Raw genomic sequence first — 15,719 nt, 5'->3', positions numbered from 1 at the left:
TTAAAGGTTCTTCAGAATTGTGAGGACCAGATCTTGGGCTTCGCGCATTTGTCTGCCATTTCCTTCAAGCCCTGCGCGGGTAATCGCGCCTTCAAGGATGAAGGAGAGATGCCTGGCCATTATTTTAATCTGCTCTTCATTCGTGAGGAGTGCGCGAAGATGATCTTCGATAAAATCTTCAATCTGTTCTTTGTGTTTTCGAACTGTTGCGCGACCGGGATCACTTGCTGATAATTCTGCTGCTGCATTCAGAAGTCCGCAGCCGCGAAAGCCATGCTCATAAGCAAATTCGGCGTGATCCTCATAGGCTTTAAAGACGGCCAAAATCTTTTCTTTAGGCTGTGTCTTACTCTCAAGTCGCTTATTATAAAGGGTCAGCCATTCATTGTGACGCAATTCCAGATAAGTGGCTACGAGATCAGCCTTGGATGAAAAGTTGTTATAAAGGCTTTGCTTGGCAACTCCCGCGCGTCGGGTAATTGTATCAATTCCAGTCGCTGCAATTCCGTCATTATAGAACAGGATAGCGGCAGTTTCTAAAAGCCGCTCACGTGCTGTTTTGGATGATGTGGCAATATCGTTGGACATTATTTCTTAGACCGCCGTTATTAGGTAGGTCAGTCTACCTAATAACGGCGTGGCGTCAAGACGTATTCTGATTGTGCGAGGTTATTTCAGTACGACTGGAAAGATGCAGGAATGATCTTCGTCATCAACGTAATTCAGCGCCCAAAAATCACTGTGTCCTGACGCCAGGTGCCGGTTGTTTGTGATATGTAGAATGTGATTTAGAGCGTGTTTCCAGTGGGTCGTGGGCCAACTGAGCTTTTATATTGCTCTTGCCGTTCGAAGTGATCAGGGTATTTCTATATACATGACGAGAATGCGGAGAATTAAAATGATCACGATTAGAAAGATTTTTTCTGCGGCCTCCATAGGCTTACTGTCGGTTGTGCTTATGGGCTGTGTGGGAGATCCTTATTATGGCGGCAGCGGTGGTTATGGACAATCATATGGCGGTTATTACGGTGGTTCAGCCGTAGTTTATCGTTCGGGACCTCGATATGATTCACGCCGATATAGAAATGACCGATACTACAGGGACAATAACTATCGCAGAGGTGAGCGTCATGAACGACCTTCACGTCGCCCAGATTATCAGAACACCCGCCCTGACAGGCGTCCAGATGCGCGTCCTGACAATCGTCCTGCCAGACCGCAATTAGTTCGTCCGATGAATAACGACAACAAAGCTAATTGGGTACGACCTGACGGGTTCCAACCAATCAAAAGAGGGCCTCGATAAATGGGGTAATTCAAGAGTCAAAGAACCCGCCGCAGGCTTATTGCGGCAGATTCTTTTAGGTACTTGAAATCATTTTAGGGAAATTCCACTTCTGCAGAGCTGTGCCTATCAGCGTTCCCATTTCTTTTTCAGGATCACGGGCAGATGCAGCTGGATAATGTAAACCAGCAAAGCGGCTGACCATCCAAACATGATGATGCCACTTGCCGCTGTAATTGGGCCGAACAGGCGTGTCTTTGCAATTTGGTTGAGGTCGCCCGTTCCAAGCGTGGTGTAATTCAGCATTGCAGAGTAAAATGCATCACCAAAAGTATCAACTAATCCCATGTGGTAATAGGTTGTTGCCCAGATCGTCACGCTGCAACAGAGGCAAATAAAGAGGATAAAATACAGCGTCACTAATGACAGGGCGAGAAATATCACTCTGTTTTCATCAATCCTGTTTCCGATCAGATGCACCAGTGAATAGACGGTGAGCGTGGCCAGCAAGTGAACAAACATCACTGCCATTCCTACTGCTGAACCGATTATAAAATCTGAAATCATTTTTGCCCGCTCGTACTAATTCTGGAATCTCGCTCATCAATACCGACGATGCCTTAAAGTGCGGTTTAAGCGACCGAGTGGATGGTAAACTTTAATAACAGGGGCTTTGCAAAGCCAAAAGAAACCTCACCGAAGGGGGGATAACCCTAAGCGGTTTCAAGCTGCGGAAATGGAATCTCAAATTTAAGAGGCGCGCCGACTTAAGAGCAACCATCATGTGCATCTTTACAAAAGCCTTTTGCATCGCTTCTTTGATTGCGTTTTGCGTATTAAAGTGAGCTTGTTGTTTCTTGATAGTTTATATCAAGCTGATACCGAGGTCTTTCGATCTAACATGCGTGTGCAACTGAGATTGTTGCTGTCAGTTTCATCTTAATTTTTCCAATTGCTCCGGCGATAGCGCCGCTACAATCATTGTATGATACAGGTTCCCGGCCAATCTCGACACGATCTGTTCGCGCAGCCGCTAACAGCCGCGGCCAACAGAATTATGCAGATAGCCGTTGATATTGCTTTCATTGATGCCTCACGCTTTACGCCTTAGCGTATCTATAGTTTGGTTCTTTCATCTTGGGCGCGAATATGTGCCAACCTTTTGGCCAGACCGACCGATGTAGTAGCGGGTGATGCGCCATTACGCCCCCTTGAATGTTCTTGATTTGTTTCGATTTATAGGTCATCCTGACAGACATATTAGGCTTAGTACCGCATATAGGTAATAGACATGGAAACACATTTCGTAGTTCAGAGCTACAGTCATGGTCAGCGGGGCAAGCTAGTTGCTGACACGCCTTTTATTGCAAAAGATGTTGCACACGCTCGGCGCACCGCAGAGCGTATGGCAAATAGTAGCCCTATGGTGATTGCTTTCGTAAATACCGGCGACGCGGCTACAGGCGATTTCGAGCCGCCAAAGCTTATCTTTGCTTATGGCGACCAGTTGCCACCAGAAGTCGAGGAGATGGAAAAAGTCTAGCTTTGGAGGCGGGTGTGAATGATGAAGGCGTAAACGCGTCAGAAGTGCAAAAAGGATGAACCCCATACAGAGTTGCTGGCTGCTCATGTCTACTGGAAATGTGCAGAACCGTCGAACGCAATGCTACTCTCACGATACTGTGACGCAAGATCGATTATGAACCAATCTCCGTCTTCTGCGTTGTTTAGGTATCGTTAACCATGATTGGAGGTAGACATGCTTTTATATTCGCGAATTGAAACGATTGCCGCCGCAGCATTTCTGGTCATCATCTCTCTCGCAATGATTTTGAGTTAAGTCGGTGAGAGAGGAAATTTCTTATTTGCGCCCACTAACGCGGGTTTTTGATTACACCTGACATCATCTGATGTCAGGTGTTTTGTATTAGGAATGTATGAAACCGCAATCCGAGCCTGGTTTGGTGAATAATGCCTCTTGCACAAGGTCGGGCACGAAGAGGATATCTAAAAGATTTTTTTAGTATGTATGGAACGTTTTGAGTGCAACGCCATTATGTATCTGACTAATATGTCATTGATTATTTTGGAGAATTTAGATGCGTCGTATTCTGCTCGCTGCCGCTGCAACTGTTGCCCTGGTTTCTTTTGCTAACGCTCAGACTGCTACTGTTGCAGAAAAAGAAGTGTTTGTGACGGCTCAACCGACTGCGGTTCTTAGCTACAATCTTATCGGCCTGAACATTGTAAACGGCGACGATCAAACCATTGGTGAGATTAAGGACCTTATTATCGCAGACGGTGTGCTGAGCGGTTACATTGTGTCCGTTGGAGGCTTTCTGGGTGTCGGCGAGCGCTACGTGATTGTTGCACCTGATGCAGTGGACATCACCTATTTTGATGAAGACAAAAAATGGTCGGCGGTTATGAACTCGACCAAGGAGGAAATTGAGAAGGCACCAGAGTTCAAATATGATGGCCGCTGGGCAAAGTAATTATTTTAAATCGACAATCACAACCGCCCTTCGGGGCGGTTTATTTTTGTTGAGTTCACCGAGTTCTCTCAATCCTCGCGAGGTGAGTCAGTGTGGATGGGAAATTGGCCAATAGGTTCAATGAGCCTAGAGAGCGCTATTAATTCTCTCAACGAATTTCATATAACGCATTGATGTATTGGGGTTCGAATGGTGGGCGTAACAGGGATTGAACCTGTGACCCCTACAATGTCAATGTAGTGCTCTCCCGCTGAGCTATACGCCCATTCGATGTGGCGCATACACCATATCGCGATGCGCCCGTCAATGCCCTTTTTCGAAGTTTTTGTTCTTTTTGTTGAATAACTTATGAAAGGTTGGAAAACGCGATGATTGCCTTAGGCGGCAATCAGCATTTTTTCGATTTCGTTCACTAAATCGCGAAGGTGGAAAGGCTTTGAAAGCACCTTTGCATCGCGCGGAGCATCAGAATCTGGGTTCAGAGCAACAGCTGCGAAGCCGGTGATGAACATGATCTTAAGGTCGGGATCGATTTCTGTTGCGCGGCGTGCAAGCTCGATGCCGTCCATTTCCGGCATGACGATGTCAGTTAGCAGCAGCGAAAACGGTTCTTCGCGTAATCTTTCATAGGCGCTGGCGCCATTATCGAAGTGCGTGACGTGATAGCCCGCCTTTTCCAGCGCTTTCACGAGGAAGCGACGCATATCGTTGTCGTCTTCAGCTAGCAGAATTCTCTTCATTGGTCCGTCCGAATTTCATGTCGTTCGTACCCAGCTTTATGCATGGCCGACGACTCAGCATTTCCCATAGAAAACGCTTTTTTGGTAAATATGAAATGAATGCTCTGTTAAATGTTAATTGTTATGGCCACTGTTTGGCAACAAGCTGTTTTATGTTACAGCTTTTTGCCGTTTGAAGCGCCTGCCAGAGGGAGGGAGGACGGTTATTCAAATGACGTATACTGGTTAATGCGAGACTGGTATAAGGCACTGCTTTAAAAGCCGAATTATCTTATCGCGTGTCACTAAAAGGCAGCAGGACAGGTAGAGAATATGAGTCTGGAACGCGATTTTCCTCAGATTCCTCCTTTTGAGATATGTGCGCCGGCGCAGCAGCGAATCCCGTTCGTTTTCAATTCGCCTCATAGCGGACGCGTCTACCCAGCGTCTTTTCTAAAGGAATCGCGACTCGATTCGCTCGCTATCCGGAATTCCGAAGATTGCTACGTTGATGAGCTATTTGCCAATGTTCCACGGCTTGGCGCGCCATTGCTTAAGGCGCATTTCCCGCGCGCATTTCTTGATGTAAACCGCGAGCCTTACGAACTTGATCCGCGTATGTTCGCTGAACCGCTGCCGCCCTTTGTAAACAGTCAGTCAGCGCGTGTCGCCGGAGGTCTGGGGACTGTGCCACGCCTTGTTGGTGAAGGGCAGCTGATATATCCCGGACGCATTGCGCTGGAAGAAGCAGTTTACCGGATTGAACAGCTTTATAAACCATATCACCGCGTGCTCGATGCATTGCTGAAGGAAACGCATGAGCGCTTCGGTTATTCCGTTCTCATCGATTGTCACTCAATGCCGGGTGGGACACGTTCAGGAGAGACTGCCGGGCGGCCCGATTTTATTATTGGCGATCGTTTTGGCCGGTCTTGCGGTGAGCAGCTAACGCAGGCGGCAATCGAGTTGTTGCAAGGGCTTGGTTACACGGTTGCGCATAACAAGCCCTATGCAGGTGGTTTTATCACGGAGCATTACGGGCGGCCTGCCGCGGCTTGCTATGCACTTCAGATTGAGATCAATCGCAGCCTCTATATGAATGAGCAGACTTTGCAGAAACTGGTTGGTTTTGATGCTCTGTGCGGAGATCTCTATCAATTCTTGAGCGATCTTACCTCTTTGCCAGATGAGCTTCTGGTTGTGCCGCCGCTGGCAGCAGAGTAGCTCGGTATTCTCCATAAAAAGAGCCGCGCTGCAATGAAGAAGCGCGGCCAAAGACTAGGGAGGAAATGCCCCGAAAGGCACCGACAGGACAGCCTGTCTGTCCTTTAAGCTACGCGGCAAAGCCTTTTCGGTCAAGGACTTACGCATATTTTTTGAGCTTAAAAATAGATAGCTCAATTTATAGGCAACATTAGCAAGGAATGCATATCAATGCATCAATTGATGAAAACGGGAGTTTAGGATTGCTGATCGATAAGGCATTTTTTTCCGAAGTGGCGAGCGTTGCAGCGCATGAAACCTTGCCAAGATTTCGCCAGTTCAACGAAATCGACAATAAATATACCACGGGCTTTGATCCGGTAACGGAAGCAGACCGCGCAGCGGAGCGCGCGATTCGTGCCGTCATTGGCCGGAAGTTTCCTGACCATGGTATTCTTGGCGAAGAATATGGCCCTGAAAATATCGACCGCAGCCATGTTTGGGTTATTGATCCGGTGGATGGAACCCGCGCATTCATTTCTGGCCTGCCGGTCTGGGGAACGCTGGTCGGTCTGACTGTTGAGGGCGATGCAAAGGCTGGCATGATGTCCCAGCCTTTTACGGGAGAGCTTTTCTACAGTGATGGCAGCGGTTCGTATTTGGTACGAGAAGGTTCAGAGCCGCGTCGCCTTGCGGTACGTGCACAGGCAAAGCTTGATGATGCGACCATGTTCACCACAACGCCAGCGCTGTTTAAAGGCGATCTGCGTAAAGGTTTTGACCGGCTGGAAAATGCTGTTCGTCTATCGCGTTATGGCGTCGATTGTTATGCTTTTGCCATGCTTGCCAGCGGCTTCGCTGATCTTGTCGTGGAGGCTGGGCTTCAGCCTTATGATATTGTTGCGCTCATTCCGATTATCGAGCAGGCGGGTGGTGTAGTCACACAGCGCGACGGTGGTCCGGCGGAAAAGGGCGGCGATATTGTTGCCGCCGCTTCGCCGGAATTGCACAGTGCAGCGCTTGAACTACTCAATAGCTGATCAGTTTTCGTTGGGATTTGCAGGCTCCAGGCTATCTGACTGCGTTTCTATTTCCGATGTGCCGGGAATGAAGGCGTCAAAGGCTGCAAGGGTCTGCTCCCGATAAAAGTCGGCCTCTTGCAGCAGTTCGTGACGCGCGCCATCAATGACGACAAGCGAGATGTTACGGGTGCAGGCTGCAAGGCGTTCTGTTGCAGCAGTCGAGACTACCGTGTCGGCACCAGCGGCGATGATGAGGACCGGCACTGTCGGTCCTTCGTAAAAGCCGGGTTGATGAATCCGCGATGCCGCAGCGAGAGCATTACCGATCCATTGAATGGTCGGTCCTCCCAGCGCCAGATCCGGGTTGTTGCGGACAACTTCCGTATTGCGTGCAAAGCGCACTGGATCGCTGGTCAACGGGTTGTTTTCAAACTGCCGCTCGCCGCGTATCCGCCCACCAGCAGCATATTTTCGGCCCAACCCTATCCAGCGCAGGGCCGTTGCCATGCGGCGCATTTTATCATCACCTGATTGCAATGGGCGTAACCCCATCAGCGGCGCGCACAGAACAATGCGGGTCACGCGTGATGCGAGCTTATGCATTGATGAATAGGTGATGAGTGCACCCGCTGAATGCGCCAGAACGTAGAAGGGTGGCGGACAATCCGGCAGAACGATCTCAGTCAGGAATTGATCGAGATCCTCAGTATAATCGCTGAAATTCCGCACATAGCCACGCATGCGATCTTTAAGAAGCCGTTGAGAACCACCCTGTCCGCGCCAGTCCATTGTGGCGACGATGAAACCGCGCGCAGTGAGGTCTGACATCGTTTCAAAGTATTTTTCGATAAACTCGTTGCGGCCTTGCAGCAGAATGATCGTTCCGCGTGAGGGCTTCGCTTCTGATTTAAGAATTGCATAACGCAGATCAGTGCCATCGTTGGACTTAAATAGCCCGGACGTCGTTCCTGCGGGAATTGGGTTGGCCCCGGTTTCAAAAAGAAAATCTGGCATTCAGATTGCTGCCCCAGCTAAAATTCGTGTGCCAGTATAATGAGATAAAGAATTATAAAAAGTAACCGGAAGTTTGCTCGCAAACTTCCGGTTCAGAATACAGCCTGTGCAAGGGACGTTACGCAGGCTGATCTTTCAAAATCAGATTAAGTTACCAGCCGCGACCAACGCGGCGTTCATCGATGATGCGGCCGCTGAAAGCGTCAACAACGACGATCACGCGGCGGCCATTCGGGCGGGTTGCTTTGACGAGATAAGCCCCTCGGTCGCGGCGGATATCGCCCACATCATAGCCACGACGTTGCAGGGAACGCGAAATCTGACGAGGGCCTAAGATGTCAGGGCGTCCATAGCCGTCACCCCAGCCGGGCCCGCGGCCTGGGCCGCGATTGGGTCCCCGATCTGGGCCTCTGTCATATCCGCGATCCGGACCATCCCAGTCGGAACGTGGTCCGCCGCGTGGCGGCATTGGTGGACGATAACCATCGTCGTCGTAATACTGGACCTGAACACGCAGGCCATTGTCTGCGGCGAGGGTCGGAGTTGCGATAGCAGTTCCGACAGTGGCAAGTGCGGCAAAAGCAAAAAGAGCTTTTTTCATAACCGTAATCCTTTGATGAACCCGCTTCTCAGCAGGCATAGGGGAAGATTATTCCCAAGCACCTGAACGCTCGCCGAAGATGGTGTTCATTTTGGGTTCATTGCGTGGCAGAAACCCTAATTTAGGGGTCGCAACTGATCAGGAGTTGTTACGCAGCGTGATGAGCCGTGTAGCAATCAGGGACGCGGCGTTGCTTGCCTCCGTAATATTTTTCGACAAGCTAAAGTAAAATCATCCTTGAAAAGAAAAAGTGGCATTCCCAATTAAGTTTTGCGGTTGCCGATAACGGGGCCGTCGGCACCAGAGAATTCGCCAGAATGGGAGTTCTGCCGCCAATATAATGCATCCTTGTCGCTCTTAAGGAGGGCTTACACATGCGTCACGTTGATTTTTCCCCACTCTATCGTTCCACTGTTGGTTTTGACCGTCTCTTCTCTTCGATGCTTGATACGCTCGCATCGCCGGAAGGTTCGCAGTCTTATCCGCCTTATAATATTGAGCGGACTGGTGAGAACGCCTATCGCATTACCATGGCTGTTGCAGGCTTTTCGGAAAGCGAACTCGAAATCGAAGCCCATCGCAATCAGCTGACCGTTAAGGGCCAGAAGGCCGAAAACGATGCTTCCGAAACCGGTGAAGTGCTTTATCGCGGCATTGCTTCGCGTGCTTTTGAGCGCCGCTTCCAGCTTGCAGACTTTGTTGAAGTCGCTGGTGCCAGCCTCAAGAATGGTTTGCTCCACATTGATCTTAAGCGTGAAATCCCTGAACAGATGAAACCACGCAAGATCGAGGTCAGCAATTCTTCTGCGGCTGATGCTCAGCAGATCGAGGCGAAAACCGCCCACTAACCTCTGTTGAGATTCTATAAAGAAAGCGGCGCATTCAGCGCCGCTTTTTGTTTAAGTGCATCTGCAAATAAAGGATGTCAGGCGATAAGCTTGCCGAACTGGTCGACTTCTTCTTCCGTATTGGCAAAACTTGTAACGAAGCGCGCAAAGATTTCGCCTTCGCTGATGCGATTAACTTCCGAATGCGGCGGATTCCAATCGTAGAAGATCGCGCCTGCATCGCGCAGGCGATCATAGACCGAGTGCTTCATGATTGCGAAAACCTCATTGGCTTCCGGCTTCCATGCAAGGCGCATCTGGCTGGATGCATCGATGTGACGGGCAAGGCGTGCGGAAAGCGTATTGGAATGCTTTGCCAGCTCAATCCACAGATCGTCCGCTAGATAGGCATCGAACTGGGCTGCAATGAAGCGCGTTTTTGAGAAGAGCTGTGCGGCACGTTTGCGGATGAAAGGCAGATCGCGCGCGCGGGCAGGGTCCATGAAGACCAGTGCTTCTGCACACCAGCAACCATTCTTGGTGCCGCCAAAAGAAACAATATCGACGCCCTGCTTCCATGTCATTTCGGCAGGTGTCATATCGAGCGACACCAGCGCATTGGCAAAGCGTGCGCCATCCATATGCAGCGGCAGGCCTGCGCCGCGGCAGATTTCTGAAATCGTTGCAATATGCTCGGGTTGATAAAGGGTACCGACTTCTGTGGCCTGCGTGATGCTGACCGCCATCGGCTGACCAGCATGGACGAAAGCTGGATTAAAGCGCTTGAGTTCGCGCTTCAAAAGCTCAGGATCGATACGACCCATCGCGCCATCAATCGGATGCAGACGTGCGCCGCCGGTGAAATATTCCGGTGCGCCGCATTCATCCTCGATCACGTGGGCTTCACGATGCACAAGCGAGACGCCACCCGGACGGTTGACACTGGCGAGCGCCAAGGAGTTGGCGGCTGTGCCTGTGCCGACAAAGAAAACAGCAACTTCGCGCTCGAACAATTCATTAAAACGCTGTTCCACGCGCTTGTCGAGTTCGCTGGCACCATAGGCTGCTGCAAACCCATTGGCATGAAGGGAAAGACTTTCAGCGATTTTCGGGTGGGCGCCTGCCCAGTTGTCTGAAGCAAAATGCACGATGTTCTCCGCTGGCGGTAGGACCTTATGGAAATGTCTATAACCGGACTCGGTAACAGGTGTAAGGCCTGCAAGTGCTAAAATTCAGGCAGTCTCTGTCACTTTTTAAAGCTGATGACGCGTGTCACAAGCCGCGCCAAACTGACGCAATCGCCTCTTTACGCAATTAAATAATGCTTTCGATTGGATGTGCGACACTTTGTTTCGCAATCGGGCTGGAAAAATCATGTTTCCATCTTGTGACCGAATTTGAATTCTGCCATACGTTATTAGGACAGCAATGCTGACTAATTCAGTCTTACTGTCCAATTCTTCACTGTAATTGTCAGGTTTTCTGTTCAGGATTTCCAGCGTTGCAGAAAGAGAGTGTCGCGCGGATCGGGATAACACGGCGGAATGTGGTGCTCAAAATAGACAGGGGAGTTTGGTGCGCCGCGATGCGGGCCGAGGTCGCTTGTCGAGCCTGAAAGACTAAGGCGAGAAAGCAATATTCCTTTCGATGGCTGTGCCATCGGCCACGGAACGTCGTCCAACGCCTTTTCGATAAGGCTTTCAATACTCACAAATCACTTACGGAACGAATAGCTGTTCCGGTTCATTATCGTATCGCGCAGGGTTGCGCGCTCACTGGAGGGAATGACGATGCCGCATTTGACGCCATCTGTATCGCATGTGGATTTACACAACGGTCAGAACGGAACGGTCAAAGCTGCGACCAATTCCACCAACGCAACCCGAAAAACGCGAACTTCGGCGGGTACTCCCCCCGCCCAAGGTCTCTATGATCCACGCAACGAACGCGACGCCTGCGGCGTTGGCTTCATTGCGCATATGAAGGGTCAGAAGTCGCATCAGGTTGTCGAAAACGGCCTCAAGATGCTCGAAAACCTCACCCATCGTGGTGCGGTTGGCGCCGACCCTCTGATGGGCGACGGTGCGGGCATTCTGGTGCAGATTCCAGATCGCTTTTTTCGCGAAGAAATGGCGCGTCAGGGCATCGACCTGCCACAGCCGGGCCATTATGCCGTTGGCTATCTCTTCATGCCACGCGATGCGGAATTGCGCGCGCATATCGAAGAGATCATCAAGGAAGTCATTGCTGCTGAGGGCCAGACCTTCATCGGTTTCCGTCAGGTGCCGGTTGATAATGAGTCTTTGTCGAAGGCTCCTGAAATTGCCGCGACCGAACCTTTCCATGTTCAGGTTTTCATCGGCCGTAGCGCGACCATTGAAACTGACGATGATTTTGAACGCCGTCTGTTCGTGCTGCGCAAGGTTATTTCCAACCGCATCTATCAGGAAAACGAGGGCGACGATAAGGGCTTCTATATCGTCTCCATGTCGGCGCGCACCGTTGTTTATAAGGGGATGTTCCTAGCCTATCAGGTTGGTGCCTATTACAACGACTTGAAAGATCCGCGCTTTGAAAGTGCTGTGGCACTTGTTCACCAGCGCTTTTCGACCAACACTTTCCCATCATGGCGTCTGGCGCATCCCTATCGCATGGTTGCGCATAACGGTGAAATCAACACGCTGCGCGGCAACGTCAACTGGATGGCTGCCCGTCAGGCATCGGTGGATTCGGAGCTTTTCGGCAACGATATTTCCAAGCTCTGGCCAATTTCCTACGAAGGCCAGTCAGACACCGCCTGCTTTGATAACGCGCTCGAATTCCTGCATCAGGGTGGCTACAGCCTCGCCCATGCGATGATGATGCTGATCCCGGAAGCATGGTCGGGCAATAAGCTGATGTCGGACGAACGCCGCGCGTTCTACGAATATCATGCGGCCCTCATGGAGCCATGGGATGGTCCTGCTGCCGTTGCCTTTACCGATGGTCGCCAGATTGGTGCGACGCTGGACCGTAACGGTCTGCGTCCGGCCCGTTATATTGTGACTGACGATGATTTCGTCATTCTGGCGTCAGAAGCAGGAGTTCTGCCTGTCGAAGAGAAGAAGGTCGTCAAGAAGTGGCGTCTTCAGCCAGGCCGTATGCTGCTGATCGATATGGAAGAAGGCCGCATCGTTTCGGATGAGGAAATCAAGTCACAGATCGCACAGAAGCATCCTTACAAGCAGTGGCTTTCCAACACGCAGCTTATTCTGGAAGACCTGAACCCGGTTGAGCCTCGCGCGCTGCGCAAGGATGTAAGCCTCCTCGACCGTCAGCAGTCATTCGGTTACAGCCAGGAAGACACCAAGCTTCTGATGTCACCAATGGCCACAACTGGTCAGGAAGCCATCGGTTCGATGGGTACGGATACGCCGATTTCGGCCATGTCCGACAAGTCGAAGCTGCTCTACACCTATTTCAAGCAGAATTTCGCACAGGTCACGAACCCGCCGATTGATCCGATCCGTGAAGAGCTGGTGATGAGCCTTGTCTCCTTCATCGGACCGCGCCCAAATATTTTCGATCTGGTTGGCACATCGCGCCGTAAGCGTCTGGAAGTGCGTCAGCCGATCCTGACCAATGGCGATCTCGAAAAGATCCGCTCCATCGGTCACACGGAAGATCGCTTCGATACCAAAACGCTCGACATTACCTATAATGTTGGCGAAGGCGCTAACGGTATGCAGGGCGCGATTGAACGCTTGTGCGATCGTGCGGAAGCAGCGGTTCATGGCGGCTATAACATTGTCATCCTGTCGGATCGTCAGGTTGGTCCGGATCGCATTCCGATCCCGGCTCTGCTGGCAACGGCTGCTGTCCACCATCACCTGATCCGCAAGGGCCTGCGTACATCGGTCGGTCTGGTCGTTGAATCGGGTGAACCGCGCGAAGTGCATCACTTCGCTTGCCTCGCAGGCTATGGTGCAGAAGCAATCAACCCGTATCTGGCATTCGACACGCTGCTCGACATGCATCGCCGTCGCGAATTCCCGCCGGAAGTCGATGCCGACGAACTGGTCAAGCGCTACATCAAGTCGATCGGTAAGGGCATTCTCAAGGTCATGTCCAAGATGGGCATCTCGACCTACCAGTCCTATTGCGGCGCGCAGATTTTTGATGCGGTCGGCCTACAGACGAGCTTTGTCGATCAGTTCTTCTTCGGCACGGCAACGAGCATCGAAGGCGTTGGTCTTGGCGAAATCGCGGAAGAAACCGTGCGCCGTCACACCGATGCATTCGGCAACGACCCGGTTCTGCTGACAGCGCTCGAAGTTGGTGGCGAATATGCCTACCGTATGCGTGGCGAAGCACATCTCTGGTCGCCGGATGCGGTAGCGAAACTGCAGCACGCCGTTCGTACTTCGAACCCCGACACATTCACCGAATATACGTCCATGCTCGACTCCAAGGCGGCGCAGGCAAAGACCATTCGTGGCTTGTTTGATATCCGCTTTGCCGAAGCAAGTGGTCGTAAGCCGGTTGCCATTGAAGAGGTTGAATCGGCTGTCGATATCGTCAAGCGCTTCTCGACGGGCGCCATGTCGTTTGGCTCGATCTCGCGTGAAGCTCACACCACGCTTGCGCGTGCGATGAACGCCATTGGCGGCAAGTCGAATACGGGTGAGGGCGGTGAAGAGCCGGATCGTTTCTATCCGCTGCCGGATGGTACGCCAAACCCAGAACGCTCTGCGATCAAGCAGGTGGCATCGGGCCGTTTTGGTGTGACGACGGAATATCTGGTCAACTCCGATCTTATCCAGATCAAGGTTGCGCAGGGTGCAAAGCCGGGTGAAGGCGGCCAGCTGCCGGGCCATAAGGTTGATGCGACCATCGCCAAGACACGTCACTCGACGCCGGGTGTTGGCCTCATTTCGCCTCCACCACACCATGACATCTACTCGATCGAAGATCTGGCACAGCTCATCTATGATCTGAAGAACGTCAATCCGGCTGCTGATATTTCGGTCAAGCTGGTTTCGGAAGTGGGTGTTGGTACGGTTGCGGCCGGTGTTGCCAAGGCACGCGCTGACCACATCACAGTGTCCGGCTATGATGGTGGCACGGGTGCGTCTCCGCTCACCTCGTTGAAGCACGCTGGTTCGCCATGGGAAATCGGCCTTGCCGAAACCCATCAGACGCTGGTGTTGAACGGTCTTCGTTCACGTATTGCGTTGCAGGTTGATGGCGGTCTTCGGACCGGTCGCGACGTGGTGATCGGTGCGCTGCTCGGTGCAGACGAGTTCGGTTTCTCGACCGCTCCGCTGATTGCCGCTGGCTGCATCATGATGCGCAAGTGCCATCTCAACACCTGTCCTGTGGGCGTTGCTACGCAGGACCCTGTTCTGCGCAAGCGCTTCAAGGGCACGCCTGAGCATGTGATCAACTTCTTCTTCTATCTGGCAGAGGAAGTGCGCGCATTGCTGGCAGCCATGGGCTTCACCAAGCTTGAGCAGATTATCGGCGAAACGGAACTGCTCGAAAAGCAGACCATGATTGATCATTGGAAGGCCAAGGGTCTCGACTTCAGCCGTATCTTCTACAAGCCGGAAGCCGAGAAGCACGAAATCTTCTGGACCGAACGTCAGCATCATCCGATTGAAGATGTTCTGGATCGGACTCTGATTGCTCAGGCCATGCCTGCGCTGGAAAACAAGACGCCGGTCAAGATCGATGTCGACATCAAGAACGTCGACCGTTCGGCAGGTGCGATGCTTTCGGGTGAAGTGGCCAAGCGTTTCCGCCACAAGGGTCTGCCGGATGATACTATTGCCGTTACCCTGCGCGGTACGGCTGGCCAGTCCTTCGGTGCCTTCCTTGCACGCGGTGTCTCGTTTGAACTGATTGGCGATGGCAACGACTATATCGGCAAGGGTCTTTCGGGGGGTCGCATTGTCATACGTCCGCCAGAAGACACGCGTATTGTGGCTGAAAACTCGATCATCGCAGGCAATACCGTGCTTTACGGTGCGCTTGAAGGCGAGTGCTATTTCCGCGGTGTGGCAGGCGAGCGTTTCGCAGTGCGTAACTCCGGTGCGGTCACGGTTGTCGAAGGCGTGGGTGATCACGGCTGCGAATATATGACCGGCGGTGTCGTTGTCGTTATCGGTCAGACGGGCCGTAACTTTGCAGCTGGCATGTCGGGCGGTGTCGCCTATGTGCTGGATGAAGTTGGCGACTTCGCACAGCGTTGCAACATGGCGATGGTCGAGCTTGAACCAGTGCCGGAAGAGGATGACATCCTCGAAAAGCTGCACCATCACGGCGGCGACCTGATGCATAAGGGGCGTGTGGATGTATCGGCAAATATGACGCGCCACGACGAAGAACGTCTGGTGCAGCTGATTGCCAACCATCTGCATTATACTGGTTCCACGCGTGCCAAGGACATTCTCGACAATTGGGAGAGCTATCGTCCGAAATTCGTGAAGGTCATGCCGGTCGAATATCGCCGCGCTCTGGAAGAGATGGAGCGCATGCAGATCGGTGTCGCAGCTGAGTAAATAAATATCAT

General features: G+C 51.8%; 13 protein-coding genes and 1 tRNA gene. 6 read left to right on the top strand and 8 right to left on the bottom strand.

Annotated features, from left to right (window positions below):
- Together J2782_RS17400 and J2782_RS17395 are read right to left on the bottom strand one after the other, a co-directional pair.
- Entirely contained in the window at positions 1-588 is a 588-nt protein-coding gene (locus tag J2782_RS17400) for a TetR/AcrR family transcriptional regulator (RefSeq protein ID WP_310014866.1), read from the bottom strand.
- 826 nt (positions 589-1,414) lie between these two features.
- Positions 1,415-1,852: an ion channel gene (locus J2782_RS17395; protein ID WP_310014865.1), complete on the bottom strand. Its 438-nt coding sequence runs from the start codon at positions 1,850-1,852 to the stop codon at positions 1,415-1,417.
- 724 nt (positions 1,853-2,576) lie between these two features.
- Between J2782_RS17395 and J2782_RS17390 the strand changes: the two genes are divergently transcribed.
- Positions 2,577-2,828 (top strand): hypothetical protein, encoded by a 252-nt coding sequence (locus J2782_RS17390; protein WP_310014864.1) that lies wholly within the window; start codon positions 2,577-2,579, stop codon positions 2,826-2,828.
- Between the two features lie 556 nt (positions 2,829-3,384).
- On the top strand, positions 3,385-3,780 hold the full coding sequence (locus J2782_RS17385) for a PRC-barrel domain-containing protein (RefSeq protein WP_310014862.1): 396 nt from the start codon (positions 3,385-3,387) through the stop codon (positions 3,778-3,780).
- Positions 3,781-3,970: 190 nt separating this feature from the next.
- Here the strand turns inward: J2782_RS17385 and J2782_RS17380 are convergent.
- Both J2782_RS17380 and cpdR read right to left on the bottom strand, forming a co-directional pair.
- Positions 3,971-4,045: transfer RNA gene (locus J2782_RS17380), tRNA-Val, on the bottom strand.
- A gap of 112 nt (positions 4,046-4,157) precedes the next feature.
- On the bottom strand, positions 4,158-4,520 hold the full coding sequence (cpdR, locus tag J2782_RS17375) for a cell cycle two-component system response regulator CpdR (protein ID WP_007877205.1): 363 nt from the start codon (positions 4,518-4,520) through the stop codon (positions 4,158-4,160).
- A gap of 312 nt (positions 4,521-4,832) precedes the next feature.
- Here cpdR and J2782_RS17370 point away from each other — a divergent pair, with 312 nt between their 5' ends.
- Together J2782_RS17370 and hisN are read left to right on the top strand one after the other, a co-directional pair.
- On the top strand, positions 4,833-5,723 hold the full coding sequence (locus tag J2782_RS17370) for an N-formylglutamate amidohydrolase (RefSeq protein ID WP_310014860.1): 891 nt from the start codon (positions 4,833-4,835) through the stop codon (positions 5,721-5,723).
- A gap of 242 nt (positions 5,724-5,965) precedes the next feature.
- Complete coding sequence (gene hisN, locus J2782_RS17365; protein ID WP_310014857.1) at positions 5,966-6,742, top strand: histidinol-phosphatase; 777 nt, start codon at positions 5,966-5,968, stop codon at positions 6,740-6,742.
- On the opposite strand, the gene J2782_RS17360 is transcribed toward hisN, so the two are convergent.
- Together J2782_RS17360 and J2782_RS17355 are read right to left on the bottom strand one after the other, a co-directional pair.
- A complete protein-coding gene (locus J2782_RS17360; RefSeq protein WP_310014855.1) occupies positions 6,743-7,738 on the bottom strand; it encodes an alpha/beta fold hydrolase in 996 nt (331 codons plus the stop codon). It abuts the gene before it with no gap.
- A gap of 151 nt (positions 7,739-7,889) precedes the next feature.
- Positions 7,890-8,339, bottom strand: coding sequence for a PepSY domain-containing protein (locus J2782_RS17355; RefSeq protein WP_310014854.1), 450 nt, complete (start codon positions 8,337-8,339; stop codon positions 7,890-7,892).
- Between the two features lie 374 nt (positions 8,340-8,713).
- Here J2782_RS17355 and J2782_RS17350 point away from each other — a divergent pair, with 374 nt between their 5' ends.
- Positions 8,714-9,187, top strand: coding sequence for an Hsp20 family protein (locus J2782_RS17350; RefSeq protein ID WP_250042200.1), 474 nt, complete (start codon positions 8,714-8,716; stop codon positions 9,185-9,187).
- 77 nt (positions 9,188-9,264) lie between these two features.
- Here the strand turns inward: J2782_RS17350 and J2782_RS17345 are convergent, their stop codons facing one another.
- Both J2782_RS17345 and J2782_RS17340 read right to left on the bottom strand, forming a co-directional pair.
- A complete protein-coding gene (locus J2782_RS17345; protein WP_310014852.1) occupies positions 9,265-10,314 on the bottom strand; it encodes a threonine aldolase family protein in 1,050 nt (349 codons plus the stop codon).
- 338 nt (positions 10,315-10,652) lie between these two features.
- Entirely contained in the window at positions 10,653-10,877 is a 225-nt protein-coding gene (locus J2782_RS17340; protein ID WP_310014850.1) for a hypothetical protein, read from the bottom strand.
- 79 nt (positions 10,878-10,956) lie between these two features.
- Here J2782_RS17340 and gltB point away from each other — a divergent pair, with 79 nt between their 5' ends.
- On the top strand, positions 10,957-15,708 hold the full coding sequence (gltB, locus tag J2782_RS17335) for a glutamate synthase large subunit (protein ID WP_310014848.1): 4,752 nt from the start codon (positions 10,957-10,959) through the stop codon (positions 15,706-15,708).
- Positions 15,709-15,719: the final 11 nt, after the last annotated feature.

This window comes from Brucella pseudogrignonensis (assembly GCF_031454375.1).
Taxonomy (GTDB): Bacteria; Pseudomonadota; Alphaproteobacteria; order Rhizobiales; family Rhizobiaceae; genus Brucella; species Brucella pseudogrignonensis_A.
The sequence above is the reverse complement of the archived record's forward strand: the minus strand, read 5'-3'. Positions and strand labels throughout refer to the sequence as shown.

Coding starts and splice junctions, on each gene's coding strand:
- gltB (WP_310014848.1), top strand. CDS start 10,957: ATGCCGCATTTGACGCCATCTGTATCGCATGTGGATTTACACAACGGT.
- J2782_RS17395 (WP_310014865.1), bottom strand. CDS start 1,852: ATGATTTCAGATTTTATAATCGGTTCAGCAGTAGGAATGGCAGTGATG.
- J2782_RS17390 (WP_310014864.1), top strand. CDS start 2,577: ATGGAAACACATTTCGTAGTTCAGAGCTACAGTCATGGTCAGCGGGGC.
- J2782_RS17350 (WP_250042200.1), top strand. CDS start 8,714: ATGCGTCACGTTGATTTTTCCCCACTCTATCGTTCCACTGTTGGTTTT.
- J2782_RS17400 (WP_310014866.1), bottom strand. CDS start 588: ATGTCCAACGATATTGCCACATCATCCAAAACAGCACGTGAGCGGCTT.
- cpdR (WP_007877205.1), bottom strand. CDS start 4,520: ATGAAGAGAATTCTGCTAGCTGAAGACGACAACGATATGCGTCGCTTC.
- J2782_RS17355 (WP_310014854.1), bottom strand. CDS start 8,339: ATGAAAAAAGCTCTTTTTGCTTTTGCCGCACTTGCCACTGTCGGAACT.
- J2782_RS17385 (WP_310014862.1), top strand. CDS start 3,385: ATGCGTCGTATTCTGCTCGCTGCCGCTGCAACTGTTGCCCTGGTTTCT.
- J2782_RS17370 (WP_310014860.1), top strand. CDS start 4,833: ATGAGTCTGGAACGCGATTTTCCTCAGATTCCTCCTTTTGAGATATGT.
- J2782_RS17360 (WP_310014855.1), bottom strand. CDS start 7,738: ATGCCAGATTTTCTTTTTGAAACCGGGGCCAACCCAATTCCCGCAGGA.